The organism is Mycolicibacter kumamotonensis (assembly GCF_002086285.1).
Lineage (GTDB): Bacteria > Actinomycetota > Actinomycetes > Mycobacteriales > Mycobacteriaceae > Mycobacterium > Mycobacterium kumamotonense.
This window is the reverse complement of the sequence record NZ_MVHU01000006.1, coordinates 141,024-161,176: the sequence shown is the minus strand read 5'-3', so window position 1 is coordinate 161,176 and position 20,153 is coordinate 141,024. Positions and strand designations below refer to the sequence as shown.

The window sequence follows — 20,153 nt, the reverse complement described above, 5'->3', positions numbered from 1 at the left end:
CCGGATCTCCGGCTTTCCATCCCGCCCGCGCGGGGCCCCCGACGCTGGCCGAGGCCGGTCAGGGGATATCGGGCAACAGGTTGGCCAGGTCTTCCAGCGCTCCCGGGAACAGGTTCACCAGATTGATCACGTTGAGGCCCACCGCCTCCACGACGGGGGCGACGATGCCGAAACCGATTCCGAGCGGCAGCAATGCCGTCGCAGCGGCCAGCGCCTCGCCGATCCCGCCGAGGAGATTGCCGTCGGCGGCCTGCTGTGCGATGAAGCTGATGGCGACCGAGGGCAGCGTGATGAGCAGTGCGTTGAACGTGTCCGCGATCGGGAGCAGGGTTGCGTAGTCGTTCGACACGTTGGCGATCAGGGCGTTGAAGATGTCAATGGGTGGGGAATCGATCGTCACCCCCGAAATCGATCCCGGCACAGCGTTGTTGAGCAGATTCAACCCCACCTGCACCATCTCGCCCCAGGTCGGCGTGGGGTTACCGACGGTGCCCCCGACAATCCGGTACGCCGTCTCCAGCAGCCCCTGCAGCGCCGGGGTGTCGAGGACCGACGTGGGCTGGTAGGTCGCGGGGTCTTGCAGATCCCTGATGGCATCGGCAATCCCCTGCTGCACGCCGTTGCCCAGTGCGGTGGCGACTTCAGCCCAGTCCAGATTGGTGGGGAACAGGCCGAAAGTGGTTGGCGCACTGGCATCGGTGACCTCGCACCAGGCATCGGTGATACACCCGTAGCCCAGGTTCACCAGTATCGAGGTTGCCGGTTCCAGAAGGTCGTAGAGGGGCATTCCTATCACCGGCAGAAACTGCAGCGGGGCCAGCAGGGGCAGGCTGTCGGCGGGAATCATGTAGTAGTCGGTCAGACTGTCGGCCGCCGCCGGCAGTTGAATCGCATCCTGGATCTGCTCGGCCGTCAGGCCCAGGTACGCGCCATGCGAGAAGCCCATGCCGAGAAAGGCGTTCAGATCGGCGAGGAAGTTGATCGGGTAGCGCGGAAAGTTGGCGAAGCCGTCGTATTCGATCGTGTAGATGTTCGTCGGGTAGAGGTCGGCCGGCGTCGCGCCGCTGAACGTAAGTCCGAAGCTGGGAATGGTGGGGCTGACGCCGTCGATCGGCACATTGAACCGCTCCAGGATGCCCCCGTCGGGATTGGCGGGGTTACCGAGCATGACGAAGTGCACGTAGTCGCTGGGCACCCCTTGTTCGGCGAGCAGCTTCATCGCTTCGGTTTCGACAACGGCGCCCTGGGAGTAGCCGAACACCACGACGGGGTTTGCCGCATCGACCTGTCCGCCGGCGATCTGCTGCGTAATCGCGTTCGCCAGGATCTGCCCGCCCTGGGCGAAGGACTCGTCGGTGGTCAGGTTTTTGACGCCGGTCAGCGGCCACAGCGACTCGGGGGTGACGACGGCCTGCGTGGTCCCGCCGAATCCGCGCGGAGCCAGGTAGTAGGTGTCGGCGGCGTCCACGTAGCCGGCGGGCGGAACGGGCAGGCCGCTGGCGCCCACGATCAACGCGGTTCCGTTGCCGAGCGGAGAGTCCGCGGTGTTACCGCTGGTGAGCAGAACCGCGTGCATCCGCAGGTCCAGCGCCGACGAACCCGCCGGCGGAGCCCCGATCAGACCGGCTCCCGCGATCATGAGACCGGTGGCCAGGTAGCCACCCAACAACCGGATCATCGCGACCTCCTCGCGGGAGCACTTCGGCTACGGATCAGCGCCGAATAGAACGGCACCGTAGCATTGCGGGCCCCGCGAATGCAACGGTGGCGTAAACTTCGGATCCTATGGACTCGACTCGGCAGCGGCGTAAATACGCGCCACGCCTGACGCGGGAGGAGCGCCGCGCGCAGGCGCTCGACGCGGCATTGGAGGTCCTGGGCGGTTGCGCGCTGCACGAGCTGAGCATGGAGGCGGTCGCCGTCGCGGCCGGCGTCGCAAAGCCGGTGCTGTACACGGCATTCAGTACCCGAGCCGAGCTCGTCGAGGCGCTACTCGAACGCGAACGCGAACGCGGCATCGCCGAGGTTCGTGCGGCGATGCCCGACGACCTCAGCACGCTGGGACCGACCGGCGCCTACACCGCGACGATCGGGGCATTCCTGAAGGCCGTGCTGAACAATCCGACCGGCTGGCGGCTGATCCTCACCGTTCCCGACAGCGCGCCCCGCGACTACCGCGACTCACTGCGCAGCGCCCGCTCCGCCGTCCTGCGCCAGTCCGAGGAACTCGCCCGCGCCGCGGCCGCCTTCATGCCGCAGTTGGCCCGCCTGGATCCGGTCCTGCTGGGCCACACCATGCTGTCGTTCGCCGAGATGCTGGGACGGCTGACCGCACGCGACCCGCAGACCTACCCGCGCGAACGCCTCGAAGACTTCGTCGCCACCATGCTGTCGATGGTGGCCGACGAGGCACCGCAACCTAGCCCAGGATCAGACCCGACGTCGGCACCCCGGTCCCAGCGGTGACCAGCACGTGCTCGACGCCATCTACCTGGTTGACCGAGGTGCCGCGCAGCTGGCGCACCCCCTCGGCGATACCGTTCATGCCGTGCACATAGGCCTCGCCGAGCTGACCGCCATGGGTGTTGATCGGCAACCGGCCACCCAGCTCGATGGCACCACCGGCGATGAAGTCCTTGGCCTCGCCCTTACCGCAGAACCCCAACTCCTCCAACTGGATCAGCGTGTAGGGGGTGAAGTGGTCGTAGAGCACCGCCGTCTGGATGTCGGCCGGCGTCAAACCGGACTGCGCCCAGAGTTGCCTGCCCACCAAGCCCATCTCGGGCAGCCCGAGCTCCTCGCGGTAGTAGGAGTACATGGTGAACTGGTCGGCCCCGGAGCCCTGTGCCGCCGCTTCGATGATCGCCGGACGATGCTTGAGGTCGCGGGCCCGCTCGGGTGTGGTGACCACGATTGCCACCCCGCCGTCGGTCTCCTGGCAGCAGTCCAGCAGCCGCAGCGGCTCGGCGATCCACCGTGAGTTCTGGTGATCCTCGATGGTGATCGGCTTGCCGTAGAAGTGCGCCTTCGGGTTGGTCGCTGCGTGCTTGCGGTCGGCTACCGACACCACACCGAAATCTGCACTAGTGGCACCGTATTCGTGCATGTAACGCTGGGCGATCATCGCCACCGACGCCGCCGGGGTGCTCAGACCATGGGGATAGGACCAGCTGTACTCCACGCCGCGGGAATCGGCGTTGACCGTCAGCGCGGTCATCACCTGGCCGAACCGGAACTCCGAGCGCTCGTTGAAGGCCCGGTACGCCACCACCACTTCAGCGACCCCGGTCGCCACCGCCATGGCCGCCTGCTGCACCGTCGCCGCGGCGGCCCCACCGCCGTAACCGATCTGGGAGAAGAACTTCAGCTCACCGATGCCGGTGGCACGCGCGACGGCGGTCTCCAGGTTGGAGTCCATGGTGAAGGTGACCAGACCGTCGACGTCGGCCGGGGCCAGGCCCGCATCGTCGAGGGCGTCGAGCACCGCCTCGGCGGCCAGGCGCAGTTCGCTGCGCCCGGATTCCTTGGAGAAGTCGGTCGCGCCGATTCCGGCGATAGCCGCCTTACCGGACAGCATCATTCCTCCCCGAGGGTGAGAGTAGCGGTGGCGATGACATGGTCGCCAAGACTGTTGTTGCCCAAGACTTTCACGGTGACCAGGCCATCGTCCACGGCGGTCACTTCACCGGAGAAGGTGACGGTGTCGTAGGCGTACCACGGCACGCCCAGTCGCAGTGCGATCGAGCGGATCACCGCGCTGGATCCGGCCCAGTCGGTCAGGTAGCGCTGCACCAGACCGGTGTCGGTGAGGATGTTGACGAAGATGTCCTTGGACCCCTTGGCCTGAGCCTTGTCCCGGTCGTGGTGCACATCCTGGTAATCGCGGGTGGCGATCGCCGTGGAGACGATGAATGTCGGGTCGCCGTAGATCTTCAGCTCGGGCAGTTTGGTGCCCACGTGCACGGTCGGAGCGCTCATGCCCCGCCTCCTTCCACCGGCTCCCACGCGTACAGGCTCCACGCCGGACCGGCGTCGCTGGCGGGAAAGTCGAGATATGTTGCGCAGACCGGCATTCCGATCTTCACCGCGGCGGCGTCGATGCCGCGCAGTTCACCGAGCATCCGCACGCCCTCGTCGAGCTCGACCAACGCGATGACGAACGGGCATGCGCGGCCGGGAACTTTGGGGGCATGGTGCACCACGTAGCTGAACACCGTTCCCCTACCGCTGGAGACGACGTAGTCGGTGGTCTCGGTCTTGTCCTTCCAGATCGCCGGCACCGGCGGATGCTGCAGGCTGCCGTCCGGACGGCGTTGGATACGCAGTTCGTGTGCGGCCACCCCGTCCCAGAAGTACGCCGAATCCCGCGACCACGACGGGCGCATCATCTTGTCGGGGTCGAGATCCTCGGGCACCGCAGCCGGCGCGGAGCCTTGCGCATCCTTGTCCTTCGGCAGGAACTTCAGGATGCGCCAGATCATGTCGGCGACGTTCTCTTCGCCGACCCACCAGCGGATCTTCTGGGTGACGAAGTACCCCTCACCCAGGCCGGTCTGCTTGGGACCCACGATGTCGGTCACTTCGGCGGTGACACTGACCTCTTCGCCGGGCCGCAGGTAGCGGTGGTAGGTCTGCTCACAGTTCGTCGCCACCACCCCGACATAGCCTGCGCCGTCGAACAATTCCATGACCTTGCCGAGCGGGTCGTCGGCGGGGCGCTCCCCACCCAGCCCCATCATCGTCCACACCTGAATCATCGCCGGCGGAGCGACGATCCCCGGATGCCCGGCCGCACGCGCGGCCGCCTCGTCTACATAGATCGGGTTGGCGTCGCCGATCGCGTCGACCCAGTGCCGAATCATCGGCTGGTTCACCGGATCCCGGCCGGTCCGCGGCTTGCTGCGGCCCGACGCCAGTATCTGCTCGATACCGGAGGAAATGTCGCTCATCTGTCTCCTCGACTCATCGTGGCACCCGCGGAACCTTCAGGCCGGAGGCGGCGATCATCTCGCGCATCACCTCGTTGACCCCACCGCCGAACGTGATGACCAGGTTGCGCTTGGTCTGAACATCCAGCCAGCGCAGCAGTTCGGCGGTGGCCGGGTCGGCCGGATTGCCGTAGCAGCCGACGATCTCCTCGGCCAACCGCCCGGCGTACTGAATCCGCTCGGTACCGAAGACCTTGGTGGCCGCGGCATCTGCCACGTCGATGATCTCGCCGGCCGCGGCGACCTGCCAGTTGAGCAGCTCGTTGATCCGGAACATCGCGTGTATCTCGCCGAGGCCCCGCTTGACCGCGTCATGGCTGATGGGGGTCACCCCGTCGCTGCCGGGCTTGGTGGCCCAGGCGTACACCTTGTCGTAGATGGCGCCGAACCGCCCGGCCGGGCCCAGCATCACCCGCTCGTTGTTGAGCTGGGTGGTGATCAGCTTCCAGCCGCCGTTCTCCTCGCCCACCAACATGTCGACGGGCACCCGAACGTCGTTGTAGTAGGTCGCGTTGGTGTGATGCGCGCCGTCGGACAAGATCATCGGAGTCCAGGAGTACCCGGGGTCCTTGGTGTCGACGATCAGAATCGAAATCCCCTTGTGCTTCACCGCAGTCGGGTCGGTGCGCACCGCCAGCCAGATGTAGTCGGCGTCGTGCGCGCCGGTGGTGAACACCTTCTGACCGTTCACGATGTAGTGGTCACCGTCTCGAACCGCGGTGGTGCGCAACGACGCGAGGTCGGTACCGGCTTCGGGTTCGGTGTAACCGATCGCGAAATGCACTTCCCCGGCCAGGATGGCGGGCAGGAACTTCTTCTTCTGCGCCTCGTTGCCATACACCTGCAGGGTCGGGCCGACCGTCTGCAGCGTCACGGCCGGCAGCGGGATGTCCGCGCGCTGCGCCTCATTGACGAAGATCTGCTGCTCGATCGGGCCGAAGCCCAGGCCGCCGAACTCTTTGGGCCACCCGACACCGAGCTTGCCGTCGCGGCCCATCCGGCGGATTACCTCCCGGTAGGCCTGATTGTGCCGGTCGGTCGCCATCGCCTTTTCCTCATCGGGCGTGATCAGGTTGGCGAAGTACTCGCGTAGTTCGGCCTGCAGCTTGCGCTGCTCGGGGGTCAGATCGACGAACATGGTGCCCGCCGCTGTCGGCAGCTGACCCTCCCCCGGCTGCGCTGCGCTCGCGACCGACACCAGGCCGAGGCGGTGCGACCGGCCGCCCAGCAGGCGGTTCAGATCCTTGATCGTGGAGTAGTAGCGGTCCATCGGGTAGTCGACGTCCATACCCATTCCGCCGTGCAGGTGATGGCAGAGTTGCATCACCGGGGGCGCCTGCGAGGTGATCCAGTATCCGAGCACCCCGAGGTCGTCGGTGGCGTCGAGGCCGTTGGCCAGCCGCCACACCACCGACGTCGCCGCCAGCGTGATGGTCCGCGAGACGATGTAGACCTCCGAGAGCTGCGCGGCCACCGTCTGGAAGGTCGACAGCGGCCGGCCGAACTGCTCACGGCTGCCGACATAGTCGGCGGTCAGCCGCAGCGCACCGGCCACCAGCCCGGAGACATAGGCGCCGATCATGGCCAGCGCCAACTGGTTCACCCGGCGCACCGACGCCCCGTCCAGCACGATGTCGACCTCGGCGTCGTCGAAGTCGACCACGTACTCGTCGCTGTGGTTGGCGGTCGGGGTCTTGGTCAGCCGCACCCCGGACGCTTTCGGTGAGATGACGGCGACACCGGAATCGGCGGTGACCACCATCCACTCGGCCTGATCGGCAAAAGGCACACCGACCTTGGTGCCGGACAACCGGTTACCGGCCAGTTTGACCCCGGGCTGTTCGGGCAGGGCGGCGGCCGGCTCGTCCAGCGCAGCGGTCAACACCGCACCCTTGGCCACCCCGGCCAGGTAGCGGTCCTGCTGGGCCTCGGTCGCCAGATCCAGCAGCGGCACCAACCCGAATCCGAGGGTGCACAGTGCGGGGCTGACGGTCCCGTGCCGACCGATCTCGGTGAGCGCGGAGGCCACTTCCGACAGTCCGACACCGTCACCGCCGAGCCGCTCCGGCACCGCGAGCGCTGTCACGCCGCCGGAGACCAGCGCCTCCCAGCTGTTGTCCCGGTCGAGGACCGACGTGACGACGTCGGCGACCGCCTGCTGTTCCGGATCTGGACTGAAGTCCACCCGAATCTCCTTAAATCTAGTGGGCCACCGGGCATTTGCCGGTGTAGTCCATTTGCCAATGCTTGATGCCGTTCAGCCACCCCGACCGCAGCCGTTCCGGCTTGGCCAGCGGCGCGAGGTCCGGCACGTGGTCGGCTACCGCATTGAAGATCAGGTCGATCGTCAACCGGGCCAGGTGGGTGCCGATGCAGTAGTGCGCACCGGTGCCGCCGAAGCCGACGTGCGGGTTCGGGTCCCGCAGGATGTTGAAGCTGAACGGGTCGTCGAACGCGTCCTCGTCGAAGTTGGCCGAACGGTAGAACATCACCACCCGCTGTCCCTTCTTGATCTGCGCTCCGGACAGCTCGTAGTCCTCGAGCGCCGTGCGCTGGAAGCAGATCACCGGTGAGGCCCACCGCACGATCTCGTCGGCGGTGGTGGGCGGGCGCTCCTTCTTGAACAGTTCCCACTGCTCGGGGTGCTCGGAGAAGGCGATCATGCCGTGGGTGATCGAGTTGCGGGTGGTCTCGTTGCCGGCCACCGCTAGCATCACCACGAAGAATCCGAACTCGTCGTCGGAAAGCTTCTCGCCGTCGATGTCCGCGTTGATCAGCGTGGTGACGATGTCTTCGCCGGGGTTCTCCGCCTTGGCGGCGGCCAGTTGCATGGCGTACTGGATCAACTCGACCGACGAGGCCTGCGGGTCGATGTCGGCGTATTCGGGGTCCTCGCTACCGGTCATCTCGTTGGACCACTGGAAGAGTTTGTCCCGGTCTTCCTGCGGCACCCCGAGCAGCCCGGCGATCGCCTGCAGCGGCAGCTCGCAGGAGACCTGTTCGACGAAGTCCCCGGAGCCGGCCTCGGCAGCGGCTTTGACGATCGCCTGCGCACGCTCGTGGAGTTCGTCGCGCAGCCTCCCGATCGCCCGCGGGGTGAAGCCCCGGGAGATGATCCGGCGCAGCCGGGTGTGGTGCGGCGCATCCATGTTCAGCATCACGAACCGCTGAACCTCGATGTTCTCCCGCTGCATGTCGTCGGGAAACCGTGGGATCACACAGTTCTCGTAGCTGGAGAAGACATCGCTGCGCAGCGACACCTCTTTGACGTCGGCAAGCTTGGTGACCGCCCAATAGCCCCCGTCATTGAATCCGCCGCCCTTCCCCGGGGCTTGCTCGATCCAACAGACGGGCGCCGCCTTGCGCAGCAAGGCGAATTCCTCCTCGGGGATGCCCTCGACGATGACGTCGGGGTTGAGGAAGTCGAATCCGGGGGGAAGTGTGGACATGGTGGAACTAGCCTCCAGTGTTGGTTCGGTGGTTCAGGCGGACTTGCCGGTGTAGTCGACGTGCCAGTGCTTGATGCCGTTGAGCCAGCCCGAGCGCAGTCGTTCCGGGGCGGCCAGCGGCTTGAGGTCGGGGATGTGGTCGGCGATGGCGTTGAACATCAGGCCGATCGTCATCCGGGCCAGGTGGGTGCCGATGCAGTAGTGCGCACCGGTGCCGCCGAAGCCGACGTGCGGGTTGGGGTCGCGCAGGATGTTGAACTGCTGCGGGTTGTCGAACACCTCGGGGTCGAAGTTGGCGGCGCGGTAGAACATCACCACCCGCTGGCCTTCCTTGATCTTCACCCCGGACAGCTCATAGTCGCGAGTTGCAGTGCGCTGGAACGACGTCACCGGGGTGGCCCAGCGCACGACCTCATCGGCGGTGGTCTCCGGGCGTTGCGACTTGAACAGCTCCCACTGCTCGGGGAATTCGGTGAACGCCATCATGCCCTGGGTGATCGAGTTACGCGTCGTCTCGCTGCCGGCCACCGCCAACAAGATGATGAAGAACCCCAGCTCGTCGTCGTTGAGCTTCTCGCCGTCGATGTCGGCCTCGATCAGCGTGGTGACGATGTCGTTGCCGGGGTTCTGCCGCTTCTGCTCGGCCAGCTGCAGGCCGTAGGTGATGATCTCCATCGACGACGTCTTCGGGTCGTAGTGGGCGTACTCCGGGTCGTCGTACGAGGTCATCTGGTTGGTCCAGTTGAACAGCTTTCCCCGGTCTTCCTGCGGCACACCCATCAGGCCGGCGATCGCCTGCAGCGGCAGCTCGGAGGCCACTTCGACCACGAAGTCACCGGTGCCCTTGGCGGCAGCCTCCTTGGCAATGCCCTGGGCGCGCTGTTGCAGTTCGTCGTGCAGCGGCAGGATGTGGCGCGGGGTGAACCCGCGCGAGACGATCCGGCGCAGCCGGGTGTGCCGCGGGGCGTCCTGGTTGAGCATCAGCAGCCGCCCGACATCGATGTTCTCCCGTTCGATGTCGTCGTTGTAGCGCGGAATGGCCCCGTTGATCTCGCTCGAGAAGACCTCGTCGAGCCGGGACACCTCTTTGACGTCGTGGTGGCTGGTGATCGCCCAGTAGCCGCCGTCTTTGAATCCACCGCTCTTATCGTCCGGCTGCTCGATCCAGGTGATGGGGGCGGCGGCCCGCACTTCGGCGAACTCCGCATCGGGGAGCCGTTCGGCGTAGATCTCCGGGTCAGTGAAGTCGAACCCCGGAGGCAGTTTGATACTCGACATCGACGGACTCCTAAATGCAACGCGTTCTAGTAGCAGTAAAACATGGCCTCACCATAGACCAAAGGGGTCTTCGCATCGTCGCTTGTCAGACTAATGAAACGTGTTCTAGCCTGGCCCCATGGGTAAACCTGTCATCGTCGAAGCCACTCGCAGCCCCATCGGTAAACGTAACGGCTGGCTGTCCGGCCTGCACGCCACCGAACTTCTCGGCGCGGTCCAGAAGGCACTGATCACCAAGGCCGGGATCGACGCGGGCAGCGTCGAGCAGGTCATCGGCGGCTGTGTCACCCAGTTCGGCGAGCAGGGCAACAACGTCACCCGGCAGTCCTGGCTGGTGGCCGGGCTGCCCGAGCATGTCGGCGCCACCAGCATCGACTGCCAGTGCGGCAGCGCGCAGCAGGCCAACCACCTGATCGCCGGCCTCATCGCCACCGGCGCCATCGACATCGGCATCGCCTGCGGCGTCGAGGCGATGAGCCGCGTACCGCTCGGCGCCAACGGCGGCGGCGCCCGCGCAGCCTCCTGGGACATCGACCTGCCCAACCAGTTCGAGGCCGCCGAACGGATCGCCAAGCGCCGGGGCATCACCCGCGCCGACGTCGACGCGCTCGGGCTGCGGTCTCAGCAGCTGGCCAAGCAGGCTTGGGCCGAGGGCCGATTCGACCGGGAGATCTCCCCGATCGAGGCCCCGGTGATCGACGAGAACAAGCAGCCCACCTCCGAGTGGAACACCGTCAGCCGCGACCAGGGCCTGCGTGACACCACGGCCGAGGGCCTTGCCGCACTCAAGCCCGTCATGGAGGGCGGTATCCACACCGCCGGCACCTCGTCGCAGATTTCCGACGGCGCCGCCGCGGTGCTGTGGATGGACGAAGACAAGGCCAAGGCCCTGGGCCTCAAGCCGCGGGCCCGGATCATCAGCCAGGCCAACGTCGGCGCGGAGACCTACTATCACCTGGACGGCCCGGTGCAGTCCACCGCCAAGGTGCTGGAGAAGGCCGGGATGAAGATCGGCGACATCGACCTGGTCGAGATCAACGAGGCCTTCGCCTCTGTGGTGCTGTCCTGGGCCGCGGTACACAACCCCGACATGGCCCGGGTCAACGTCAACGGCGGGGCGATCGCCCTGGGGCACCCGGTGGGTTCCACCGGCAGCCGGCTGATCACTACCGCGCTGCACGAGCTCGAGCGCACCGACTCCTCGACCGCGCTGATCACCATGTGCGCCGGCGGTGCGTTGTCGACCGGCACCATCATCGAGCGGATCTAGTGGCGGCGGTGTCGGAGCCTGTCTCGAAGCCGGTTTCGAAGGCCGATCGCATCGCGGCGGCCCAGGCCTACATCGACGCGCTGGTCAGCCACGATGCCTCCGCGGTCCGGTTCTCCCCGGACTGCACCCGAATCGAAGTCGGCCTCAAGACCGGATTCTCCGGAAAACACTTGCGCCGCAGCTTGAATCGCGGGCCACAGTTCCGGCTGATCGCAGCCGCCACGCTGCCCGACTACAGCGTCGACGGCGACGAGGTGCGGGCGGTCTACGACATCATCACCAAGCCGTCGCTGTTCGGGCGGCGGGTGTGCGCCCATGTCGACGAGGTGTTCGTCATTCCCGCCGACAGCCCGGACGGGACCGCCGTCATCCACCACATCCGGGCCGGGATCCGTCCGTTCGTGCAACGTTAGGGTGGTGCCGTGGAGACACCAGAGAAGCCGAAGTCACTGGACTCGCCGGTCACCGGCACCATCATCAAGTGGATGTCCCGGGCCAACACCTGGGCCTACAAGGCCACCGGCGGCCGGATCGGCGGCAAGTGGCGGTTGGGTACCAAACATTTCGGAGAGGTCCCCGAAGTCGGCATCCTCACCACCACCGGACGCAAGACCGGTCAGCCCCGTGAGTCTCCGTTGCTGTTCCTGCGGGAGGGCGACCGGGTGGTCCTGGTGGCTTCCCAGGGCGGTCGCGCCACCAACCCGATGTGGTACCTGAATCTGAAAGCCAACCCGCAGGTGTCGTTCCGGATCCGCAACGAGGTCCTGGCGCTGCGCGCCCGGGACGCCAGCCAGTCGGAGCGGGCCGCCTACTGGCCGAAGCTCGACGCGATGTACCCCGACTTCGTCAACTACCGCGCCTGGACCGACCGCGAGATCCCGATCGTCATCTGCGAGCCGTGACAGCGGTGCGGGCAGCCTGAACGCCGAACGTGCAACCAGTGCGAAAAAGTCGCGAAAATCTCGCGCTCAGTACACGTTCGGAGTGAACGCTTACGCGCCGTAGACCGGGACTGGCGGACGGGCCTTGGCCAGCAGGTCGGTGACGACCGGACCCAGCTCGGCGGGGTCCCAACGGGCACCCTTGTCGACCTGCGGCCCGTGCGCCCAGCCCTCGGCGACGCGGATCTTGCCGCCCTCGACCTCGAAGACCTTGCCGGTCACGTCCTTGGACTCCACACTGCCCAGCCACACCACGAGCGGGCTCACATTCTCCGGGGCCATCGCGTCGAAAGCCTGGTCCTGCGTCGCCATCATGTCGGCGAACACGGTCTCGGTCATCCGGGTGCGCGCCGACGGGGCGATCGCGTTGACGGTGACGCCGTAACGGCCCATCTCGGCGGAGGCGACCAGCGTCATCGCAGCGATGCCGGCCTTGGCCGCCGAGTAGTTGGCCTGCCCGACGCTGCCCTGCAGGCCGGCACCGGAGCTGGTGTTGATGATGCGCGCATCCACGGTCTCGCCGGCCTTGGACCGGGCCCGCCAGTACGCGGCGGCGTGCCGCATGGTGGCGAAGTGCCCCTTGAGGTGCACGGCGACCACGGCGTCGAATTCCTCTTCGCTGGTGTTGGCGAACATCCGGTCGCGAACGATTCCGGCGTTGTTGACCAAGACGTCGAGTCCACCGAAGGTGTCCACCGCGGTCTGGATCAGCGCGGCGGCGGCATCCCAGTCGGCCACGTTGGAGCCGTTGGCGACGGCCTCCCCGCCGGCGGCGACGATCTCATCGACCACCGCCTGGGCAGCGCTGCCCCCGCCGGCCGGTGAGCCGTCCAGCCCGACGCCGATGTCGTTGACCACTACCCGGGCGCCCTCGGCGGCGAACGCCAGCGCGTGTGCCCGCCCGATTCCGCCGCCGGCTCCGGTGACGATGACCACGCGGCCGTCGAGAAGTCCCATGTGTGTGTTTCTCCTTTATTTGTTGGCGCTCGAAACGTCGAGGTAGACCGGCGGCTCGCCCCCGCCGTGGGTTTCCAGGCTGGCGCCGCTGATGTAGGACGCGGCATCGGAAGCCAGAAAAGCTGCCGCCCAACCGACATCGGCGGGCTTGGCGAGCCGGCCCAGCGGGACGGTGGCGGAGATGGCGGCGATCGACTCGGCGTCGCCATAGAACAGCTCTGACTGCTCGGTCTCGACCATGCCGACCACCACCGAGTTCACCCGGACCTTGGGCGCCCACTCGACGGCCAGGGTGGCGGTCAGGTTGTCCACGCCGGCCTTGGCGGCGCTGTAGGCCGCGGAGCCCGGCGACGGGCGATGCCCGCTGACGCTGGTGATGTTGATGATCGACCCGCCGCTGTCCTGGGTCTGCATGACGGCGTTGGCGTGCCGGGCGACCTGCAGCGGCGCGATCAGGTTGAGCTCGATGATCTTGCGGCTGAAGTTGGCCGAGGCCTCCGCGGTCAGCGCGTGGGGTGAGCCGCCGGCGTTGTTGACCACCACGTCGAGCCGCCCGTGGCGGTCGACCACGGCGTCGATCAGTCCCTTGACCGCGTCGTCGTCGCGGACGTCGCAGGCGTGGAAGTCATACGGCAGGCCCTCCACCGGCCGCCGGGCGCAGGTCACCACCGTCGCACCCTGATCGGCGAAGACGGCGCTGATGCCCGCGCCGACACCGCGGACCCCGCCGGTCACCAGGACCACCTTGCCGGTCAATCCAAGACAGAGCGCGGCGGGCTTGGGATCAGACATTGTGCTAGCGTACCAAGCAAGTGCTTGCTTAGGTAGCTCAGGTACCCCACGCCCCATACGACAGGGAAGTCCGCCCATGCCGATCACGTCCACCACCGTCGAACCCGGGATCGTCGCGGTCACCGTCGACTACCCCCCGGTCAACGCCATTCCGTCCCGCGGCTGGTTCGAGCTGGGTGAAGTCATCACCGCCGCCGGCAACGACATGGCCACCCACGTCGTGATCCTGCGGGCCGAGGGCCGTGGCTTCAACGCCGGCGTAGACATCAAGGAGATGCAGAACACCGAGGGCTTCACCGCGCTCATTGACGCCAACCGGGGCTGCTTCGCCGCCTTCAAGGCTGTCTACGAGTGCGCGGTGCCGGTGATCGCCGCGGTCAACGGGTTCTGCGTCGGCGGCGGGATCGGCCTGGTCGGCAACGCCGACGTCATCGTGGCCTCCGACGACGCGAAGTTCGGCCTGCCGGAGGTGGAACGCGGCGCCCTGGGTGCGGCCACCCACCTGTCCCGGCTGGTACCGCAGCACATGATGCGCCGGCTCTTCTACACCGCCGCCACCGTCGACGCCGCCACCCTGCACCAGTACGGCTCGGTGCACGAGGTGGTGCCGCGCACCGAGCTCGACGAGGCCGCCCTGCGGGTAGCCCGCGACATCGCCGCCAAAGACACCCGGGTGATCCGGGCCGCCAAAGAAGCGCTCAACCTCATTGACGTGCAGAAGGTCAATTCCAGCTACCGGATGGAGCAGGGCTTCACCTTCGAGCTCAACCTCGCCGGGGTCGCCGACGAGCACCGCGACGCGTTCGCCGGCACCGAGAAGGGGAAGAAGTGACGACCAAGGTAACCACTCTCGACGCGGCCGTCGCCGAGCTGCGCGACGGCATGACCATCGGCATCGGCGGCTGGGGCTCGCGCCGCAAGCCGATGGCGTTCGTGCGCGCGATCCTGCGCACCGACGTCAAGGACCTGACCGTCGTGACCTACGGCGGACCGGATCTGGGGCTGCTGTGCTCGGCGGGCAAGGTGCGCCGGGCCTACTACGGATTCGTCTCGCTGGACTCCCCGCCGTTCTACGACCCCTGGTTCGCGCGTGCCCGCACCACCGGCGCGATCGAGGCCCGCGAGATGGACGAGGGCATGCTGCGGTGCGGCCTGCAAGCCGCCGCCCAGCGACTGCCGTTCCTGCCGATCCGGGCCGGCCTGGGCAGCTCGGTGATCGACTTCTGGGAAGGTGAGCTCAAGACCGTCACCTCGCCGTACCCCGTGGCGGGCGGTGCCGAGACGCTGATCGCGATGCCGGCGCTGAACCTGGACGCCGCGTTCGTGCACATGAACCTCGGCGACGCCCGGGGCAACGCCGCCTACACCGGCATCGACCCGTACTTCGACGACCTGTTCTTGATGTCGGCGCAGCGCCGCTTCCTGTCGGTGGAGAAGATCGTGCCCACCGAAGAGCTGGTCGCCACCACGTCGCCGCAGACCCAGATCATCAACCGGATGATGGTGGACAAGGTGGTGGAAGCACCCGGTGGTGCCCACTTCACCATCGGTGCAGCAGATTACGGCCGCGACGAGAAGTTCCAGCGGCACTACGCCGAAGCCGCCAAGTCCGACGAGGCCTGGGCGGAGTTCACCGCCACCTACCTGTCCGGTAGCGAAGACGACTACCAGGCGGCGGTCAAGGCATTCGGAGCCAACCAGGAATCAGGGGCCCAAGCATGACCGATTCACCCACGCGCGCCGAGATCTGCGCGGTCGCCTGCGCCGAATTGTTCCGCGACGCCGGCGAGATCATGGCCTCACCCATGGCCACGGTGCCCTCGGTGGGCGCGCGCCTGGCCCGCCTCACCTTCTCCCCCGATCTGGTGATCACCGACGGGGAGGCCCGCATCCTGGCCGACACGCCGGCGATCGGCAAGGTCGGGCCGCTGGAAGGGTGGATGCCGTTCAATCGGGTCTTCGAAACACTGTCGTGGGGCCGGCGCCATGTGATCATGGGCGCCAACCAGATCGACCGCTACGGTAACCAGAACCTGTCGGCGTTCGGTCCGCTGCAACATCCCACCCGGCAGATGTTCGGTGTCCGCGGTGCCCCCGGCAACACCATCAACCACACGACCAGCTACTGGGTGGGCGCGCATTCGGCACGGGTGTTCTGCGAGACGGTCGACATCGTCTCGGGCATCGGCTACGACAAGGTCGACCCGGCCAACCCGGCGTTCCGGTTCTTCAACCTGGGCGGGGTGGTGACCAACCTCGGCGTGTTCGACTTCGGCGGCCCGGGCCACCAGATGCGTGCGGTGTCGCTGCACCCCGGTGTCACCGCCGAGGAGGTCGCCGAGAACACCTCGTTCGAGGTGCACGGCCTAGCCGACGCCGCTACGACTCGGTTGCCCGAGGCCGAGGAGCTGCGGCTGATCCGCGAGGTGATCGACCCCAAGTCGCTGCGGGACAAAGAAGTACGGGCATGACGAGCCGCATCAAGACCCCGCTGACCGAGCTGGTCGGCATCGAACACCCGGTGGTACAGACCGGGATGGGCTGGGTGGCCGGCGCCCGACTGGTCTCGGCCACCGCCAACGCCGGCGGGCTGGGCATCCTGGCCTCGGCGACCATGACGATCGACGAGCTGGCCACCGCGATCTCCAAGGTGAAGTCCGCCACCGACAAGCCGTTCGGGGTCAACATCCGCGCCGACGCATCCGACGCCGGCGACCGTGTGGACCTGATGATCCGCGAGGGCGTCAAGGTGGCGTCGTTCGCCCTGGCCCCCAAGGCCGAGCTGATCGCCAAGCTCAAAGAGGCCGGAGCGAAAGTGATCCCGTCGGTCGGTGCGGCCAAGCACGCCAAGAAGGTGGCGTCCTGGGGCGCCGACGCGGTGATCGTGCAGGGCGGCGAGGGCGGCGGGCACACCGGCCCGGTCGCCACCACCTTGTTGTTGCCGTCGGTGCTCGACGCCGTCGCCGGTACCGGAGTGCAGGTGATCGCCGCCGGTGGCTTCTTCGACGGCCGGGGGTTGGCCGCCGCGCTGTCCTACGGAGCGACCGGGGTCGCGATGGGCACCCGGTTCCTGCTGACCAGCGACTCCACCGTTCCGGACGCGGTCAAGCAGCGCTACCTGGCCGCCGACCTGAGCGGCACCGTGGTCTCGACCCGCGTCGACGGCATGCCGCACCGGGTGCTGCGCACCGAGCTGGTCGAGAGGCTTGAAAGCGGTTCGCGAGCACGCGGATTCACCGCCGCCGTGCGCAACGCCGCGAAGTTCAAGAAGATGTCGCAGATGAGCTGGCCGACCATGGTCAAAGACGGGCTGGCGATGCGCCACGGCAAGGAGCTCACCTGGTCGCAGGTGCTGATGGCCGCCAACACCCCGATGCTGCTGAAGGCGGGTCTGGTGGAAGGCAACACCGAGGCCGGTGTGTTGGCCTCGGGCCAGGTGGCCGGCATCCTCGAGGACTTGCCGTCGTGCGCGCAGCTGATCACCTCGATCGTCGACGAGGCGGTCGAGCACCTGCGCGCGGCGTCGGCCTTCATCCAGTAATGACGGCGGCGGTCATTCCGCAGATGTCACACGCCGCGAAGTACCGCGGCGCGCAGCCAATGGCATAACAGCAGAGCGAATTCCACTTCGAGCCGATCGTGGCTGATCGGCCGGCCGCGGCGTTCCTCGGCACGCTGGATGCGGTATTTCACCGAGTTGAAATGCAAGTTCAGCTCCGCGGCAGCCGCCTTGTAGCTCGAACCGGCGCGCAGGAACACCCGCACCGTCTCCCGGAGCCGTTGGTCAGCTTCGGTATCGCAAGCCAGCGGGCCGAGCACGTCGGCGACCCAGACGCGCACCACGTCGAGTTTGTCGGCGAGCAGCGCCGCGGCGGACAGGCCCGAATCGTTATTGGCGAGGATTCGCGGCGCACCCGGCCCGGCCGCGAGAGCAACCGCGTGCGCACCCAGCGCCTGACGGTGCGAACGCCGGAAGCCGTCAACGCCGGGCAGTGGGTCGCCGATCGCGAGTGACGGTGCCTGCTTGTCCGCCTCGGCGAAGCGGCGAGTACGACTCACCGCATCGCGAGCGGAGTTGACCGTGAGCGGGATCCACGCCCAGCCGGTCACCCGGTCCGCGGCGACGAAAAGCGGACGGCCCTGACTTCCCAGGGTCTCGCCGAGGCCACGGACCAGCCGCTCCATACGAACCAGCTCGTCGTCTTGATCGGTCTCGGGACACCAGACCACCACGGCAAGGTGCCAACGGTGTAGCGGATATTCGATTGCGAGGCTCACCGCATCGACGTCGGCGGTCTCGGTATCGAGCAGTTCGCGAACGCGTAGCGCGCGCGTGCTGTTCTGCGTCTCCAGCCAGCGATCCCGCTCGGTCTCGTAGGCGGCGATGACCTGCAGCGAAATCCGATCGATGTACTTGAAGGTGATGTCGGTGAGCTGCCGAAACACTGCGAGGCTTCGTCGTGGGTCCAGGTCGGCCAGCTGAACCTCGTTGAGAACGATGTCCAGCATTGTCTGTTGACCGAGCCGATACGCGCGCGCAAGGGCGTTTGCCGGCACTCCGCGCTGCGCCAACCGCCGCGCATGCTCCAGCGCCGCGGTCGGTGGCTCGACATGCTCGATCGGGATGTTGTGGTGGATCGCCGCGAAAACGGTGTCGATGTTTCGCTCCGCGCTGGCGCGGAGAAGCTCCAGTAGTTGGGTCTCGCCGCGCAGCTCGGCGATCTCTGCCAGCAGGTGCTGCACGACCATGTCGGTCACCTCGTCCAGCCGGCCTTCGAGCCCTGCGATGACCGCCGCCGACTCGGCGACGACCGACGAGTCGTCCCCGCTCCGCTCCACCATCCACAAATCTTATGCGGTTCTGTCGGAGACCTGTGCTCAGAGTGGGCGGCGCGGTTGTTTCCGCGAAACAACTCCGGCGCACCACGCTGTTGCCTGGTAACGGTGTGCGCCGATTCATTCCACCCTAGGTTCAGACGCTGATGACCACAGACCCGGGATCGACCATGCATCTAGCGGCGCTGCCCGACCTCCGCGCCGAGCTATCGCCCGCGGCGCCCGCGGTTGCCGACGATCAAATCGAGCTGAACAACACGCAGTTGCTGGCCGCGGTGCAGCGGGTGGCGAGCACTTTGGCCGGGAACGGGGTGTCGGCGGGCGACGTGGTGGCGCTCATGCTTCCCAACACGGCCGACTTCGTCGTCGCCCTGTTCGCCGCCTGGCGCCTCGGCGCCACCGTCACCCCGGTCAACCCTTCGTTGGTGCCCGACGAAGTCACCCACCAGCTCCAGGACGCGGCAGCCAAGGTGCTCATCGCCGAGCAGCTGCTCGACTACGCTCCGGCGCCGGTGATGTTGACCGCGGGTGAACTGGCCACCGGCGGGCCGGACCTCGACCAGGCGCCGGCCGAATATGCGGACGACGCACTGGCACTGCTGGTCTACACCAGCGGCACCACCGGCCGCCCCAAGGGCGTGATGCTCGACCACGCCAATCTGAATGCCATGTGCCGCATGATGATCGACGCGTTCTTCTTGACCAACGCCGACCGCAGCCTGCTGATCCTGCCACTGTTCCACGTCAACGGCATCGTCGTCAGCACCCTGGCGCCGCTCATCGCCGGCGGCAGCACCGTCATCGCCGGACGGTTCAGCCCGACGACATTCTTCGAACGCCTCGAGCGCAGCCGACCCACCTATTTCTCTGCGGTGCCGACCATTTACACCATGCTGTCCGACCTGCCCCCCGAGGTGCAGCCGGACACATCCTCGCTGCGATTCGCCGTCTGCGGTGCGGCACCGGCCAGTGTCGAACTGCTCGACAGGTTCGAGTCCCGCTACCGGATCCCGATCATCGAGGGGTACGGCCTTTCCGAGGGAACATGCGGCAGCACCGGCAACCCCCTCGGCGGTGTGCGAAAGGCCGGCACCGTCGGAGTTGCGCTGCCCGGCCAACAGATTCGGATCGCCGACGCGGACGGGAACGACGTCCCGGCGGGGCAAACCGGCGAGGTGCTGGTGAAGGGCCCCAACATCATGCGCGGTTATCTCAACCGTCCGGAGGAGACCGCGAAGACCATCGTCGACGGTTGGCTGCACACCGGGGATGTCGGTCGTCTCGACGAGGACGGCTACCTCATCCTGGTCGACCGGGCTAAGGACATGATCATCCGCGGCGGCGAGAACATCTATCCCAAGGAGATCGAGACCGTCGTCTATCAGCTCCCCGAGATCGCCGAAGCTGCCGTGATCGGCCGGGCGAACCCGAAATACGGCGAAGAGCCCGTGCTGTTCGTCTCGTTGAACTCAGGCATGGCTATCAGTACCGACACGATCGGCGAGCACCTTGGCCGCTCGCTTTCGAAATACAAACGGCCGGTGGAGATCACCATTCTCGACACCCTGCCGAAAAATCCGGTCGGCAAGATCGACAAGCCGACGCTACGCAAGCACCACGCCGCAACCGTCTAATCGACGCA

19 protein-coding genes and 1 pseudogene are annotated in these 20,153 nt (G+C 66.9%); 9 read left to right on the top strand and 11 right to left on the bottom strand.

What is annotated here, in order from left to right:
- Positions 1-58: 58 nt before the first annotated feature.
- The gene (locus BST28_RS06520) at positions 59-1,678 is read right to left on the bottom strand and encodes a PE-PPE domain-containing protein (RefSeq protein WP_065289640.1); all 1,620 of its coding nucleotides are present in this window, start codon (positions 1,676-1,678) and stop codon (positions 59-61) included.
- A gap of 107 nt (positions 1,679-1,785) precedes the next feature.
- Between BST28_RS06520 and BST28_RS06515 the strand changes: the two genes are divergently transcribed.
- The gene (locus BST28_RS06515; protein ID WP_065289641.1) at positions 1,786-2,466 is read left to right on the top strand and encodes a TetR/AcrR family transcriptional regulator; all 681 of its coding nucleotides are present in this window, start codon (positions 1,786-1,788) and stop codon (positions 2,464-2,466) included.
- On the opposite strand, the gene ltp2 is transcribed toward BST28_RS06515, so the two are convergent.
- The 7 genes and pseudogenes from ltp2 to BST28_RS06485 all read right to left on the bottom strand — a co-directional run bounded on the left by ltp2 (position 2,420) and on the right by BST28_RS06485 (position 9,715).
- Positions 2,420-3,577: a 17-hydroxy-3-oxo-4-pregnene-20-carboxyl-CoA lyase gene (gene ltp2 / locus BST28_RS06510; RefSeq protein WP_083080387.1), complete on the bottom strand. Its 1,158-nt coding sequence runs from the start codon at positions 3,575-3,577 to the stop codon at positions 2,420-2,422. The two genes, BST28_RS06515 and ltp2, sit on opposite strands and share 47 nt — an antisense overlap.
- Positions 3,577-3,978 (bottom strand): MaoC family dehydratase, encoded by a 402-nt coding sequence (locus tag BST28_RS06505; protein ID WP_083080364.1) that lies wholly within the window; start codon positions 3,976-3,978, stop codon positions 3,577-3,579. The genes ltp2 and BST28_RS06505 overlap by 1 nt, the downstream gene beginning before the upstream one ends.
- Positions 3,975-4,949, bottom strand: coding sequence for a bifunctional MaoC family dehydratase N-terminal/OB-fold nucleic acid binding domain-containing protein (locus BST28_RS06500; protein ID WP_065289643.1), 975 nt, complete (start codon positions 4,947-4,949; stop codon positions 3,975-3,977). The genes BST28_RS06505 and BST28_RS06500 overlap by 4 nt, the downstream gene beginning before the upstream one ends.
- Positions 4,950-4,962: 13 nt before the next feature.
- The gene (gene fadE29, locus BST28_RS24645) at positions 4,963-6,126 is read right to left on the bottom strand and encodes an acyl-CoA dehydrogenase FadE29 (protein WP_029248856.1); all 1,164 of its coding nucleotides are present in this window, start codon (positions 6,124-6,126) and stop codon (positions 4,963-4,965) included.
- A 93-nt stretch (positions 6,127-6,219) separates the two neighbouring features.
- Positions 6,220-7,173 (bottom strand): annotated as a pseudogene (locus BST28_RS24640) (acyl-CoA dehydrogenase family protein); the annotation flags it as partial.
- Between the two features lie 16 nt (positions 7,174-7,189).
- Positions 7,190-8,437 carry a cytochrome P450 gene (locus tag BST28_RS06490; RefSeq protein ID WP_065289645.1) on the bottom strand — a complete coding sequence of 416 codons (1,248 nt, stop codon included), beginning with the start codon at positions 8,435-8,437 and terminating at the stop codon, positions 7,190-7,192.
- A 33-nt stretch (positions 8,438-8,470) separates the two neighbouring features.
- Positions 8,471-9,715, bottom strand: coding sequence for a cytochrome P450 (locus BST28_RS06485; protein WP_083080362.1), 1,245 nt, complete (start codon positions 9,713-9,715; stop codon positions 8,471-8,473).
- 118 nt (positions 9,716-9,833) lie between these two features.
- Here BST28_RS06485 and BST28_RS06480 point away from each other — a divergent pair, with 118 nt between their 5' ends.
- The 3 genes from BST28_RS06480 (at position 9,834) to BST28_RS06470 (ending at position 11,887) form a co-directional block, all read left to right on the top strand.
- Entirely contained in the window at positions 9,834-10,985 is a 1,152-nt protein-coding gene (locus BST28_RS06480; protein WP_065287630.1) for a steroid 3-ketoacyl-CoA thiolase, read from the top strand.
- Entirely contained in the window at positions 10,985-11,398 is a 414-nt protein-coding gene (locus BST28_RS06475; protein WP_065287629.1) for a DUF8021 domain-containing protein, read from the top strand. Before BST28_RS06480 ends, BST28_RS06475 begins: the two co-directional genes overlap by 1 nt.
- Positions 11,399-11,470: 72 nt before the next feature.
- Positions 11,471-11,887, top strand: a complete 417-nt coding sequence (locus BST28_RS06470) for a nitroreductase family deazaflavin-dependent oxidoreductase (protein ID WP_165607029.1) — start codon at positions 11,471-11,473, stop codon at positions 11,885-11,887.
- Between the two features lie 90 nt (positions 11,888-11,977).
- Here the strand turns inward: BST28_RS06470 and BST28_RS06465 are convergent, their stop codons facing one another.
- Together BST28_RS06465 and BST28_RS06460 are read right to left on the bottom strand one after the other, a co-directional pair.
- Complete coding sequence (locus tag BST28_RS06465; RefSeq protein ID WP_065287605.1) at positions 11,978-12,883, bottom strand: SDR family oxidoreductase; 906 nt, start codon at positions 12,881-12,883, stop codon at positions 11,978-11,980.
- Between the two features lie 15 nt (positions 12,884-12,898).
- Positions 12,899-13,675, bottom strand: a complete 777-nt coding sequence (locus BST28_RS06460; RefSeq protein WP_029248849.1) for an SDR family oxidoreductase — start codon at positions 13,673-13,675, stop codon at positions 12,899-12,901.
- Between the two features lie 76 nt (positions 13,676-13,751).
- Between BST28_RS06460 and echA20 the strand changes: the two genes are divergently transcribed.
- From echA20 to ipdC, 4 genes are read left to right on the top strand one after another with little or no spacing between them, the layout of a single operon-like run.
- Positions 13,752-14,507 carry a (7aS)-7a-methyl-1,5-dioxo-2,3,5,6,7,7a-hexahydro-1H-indene-carboxyl-CoA hydrolase gene (gene echA20 / locus BST28_RS06455; protein ID WP_083080360.1) on the top strand — a complete coding sequence of 252 codons (756 nt, stop codon included), beginning with the start codon at positions 13,752-13,754 and terminating at the stop codon, positions 14,505-14,507.
- Positions 14,504-15,397 (top strand): cholesterol ring-cleaving hydrolase subunit IpdA, encoded by an 894-nt coding sequence (gene ipdA / locus BST28_RS06450; protein WP_083080358.1) that lies wholly within the window; start codon positions 14,504-14,506, stop codon positions 15,395-15,397. Before echA20 ends, ipdA begins: the two co-directional genes overlap by 4 nt.
- Positions 15,394-16,146 carry a cholesterol ring-cleaving hydrolase subunit IpdB gene (gene ipdB / locus BST28_RS06445; RefSeq protein ID WP_083080357.1) on the top strand — a complete coding sequence of 251 codons (753 nt, stop codon included), beginning with the start codon at positions 15,394-15,396 and terminating at the stop codon, positions 16,144-16,146. The genes ipdA and ipdB overlap by 4 nt, the downstream gene beginning before the upstream one ends.
- The gene (gene ipdC, locus BST28_RS06440) at positions 16,143-17,216 is read left to right on the top strand and encodes a (3aS,4S,5R,7aS)-5-hydroxy-7a-methyl-1-oxo-octahydro-1H-indene-4-carboxyl-CoA dehydrogenase (protein ID WP_019735385.1); all 1,074 of its coding nucleotides are present in this window, start codon (positions 16,143-16,145) and stop codon (positions 17,214-17,216) included. The genes ipdB and ipdC overlap by 4 nt, the downstream gene beginning before the upstream one ends.
- 26 nt (positions 17,217-17,242) lie before the next feature.
- Here ipdC and BST28_RS06435 read toward each other — a convergent pair whose 3' ends face one another.
- Positions 17,243-18,517 (bottom strand): PucR family transcriptional regulator, encoded by a 1,275-nt coding sequence (locus tag BST28_RS06435; protein ID WP_019735384.1) that lies wholly within the window; start codon positions 18,515-18,517, stop codon positions 17,243-17,245.
- 164 nt (positions 18,518-18,681) lie between these two features.
- Between BST28_RS06435 and BST28_RS06430 the strand changes: the two genes are divergently transcribed.
- Positions 18,682-20,145 (top strand): class I adenylate-forming enzyme family protein, encoded by a 1,464-nt coding sequence (locus tag BST28_RS06430; RefSeq protein WP_019735383.1) that lies wholly within the window; start codon positions 18,682-18,684, stop codon positions 20,143-20,145.
- Positions 20,146-20,153: the final 8 nt, after the last annotated feature.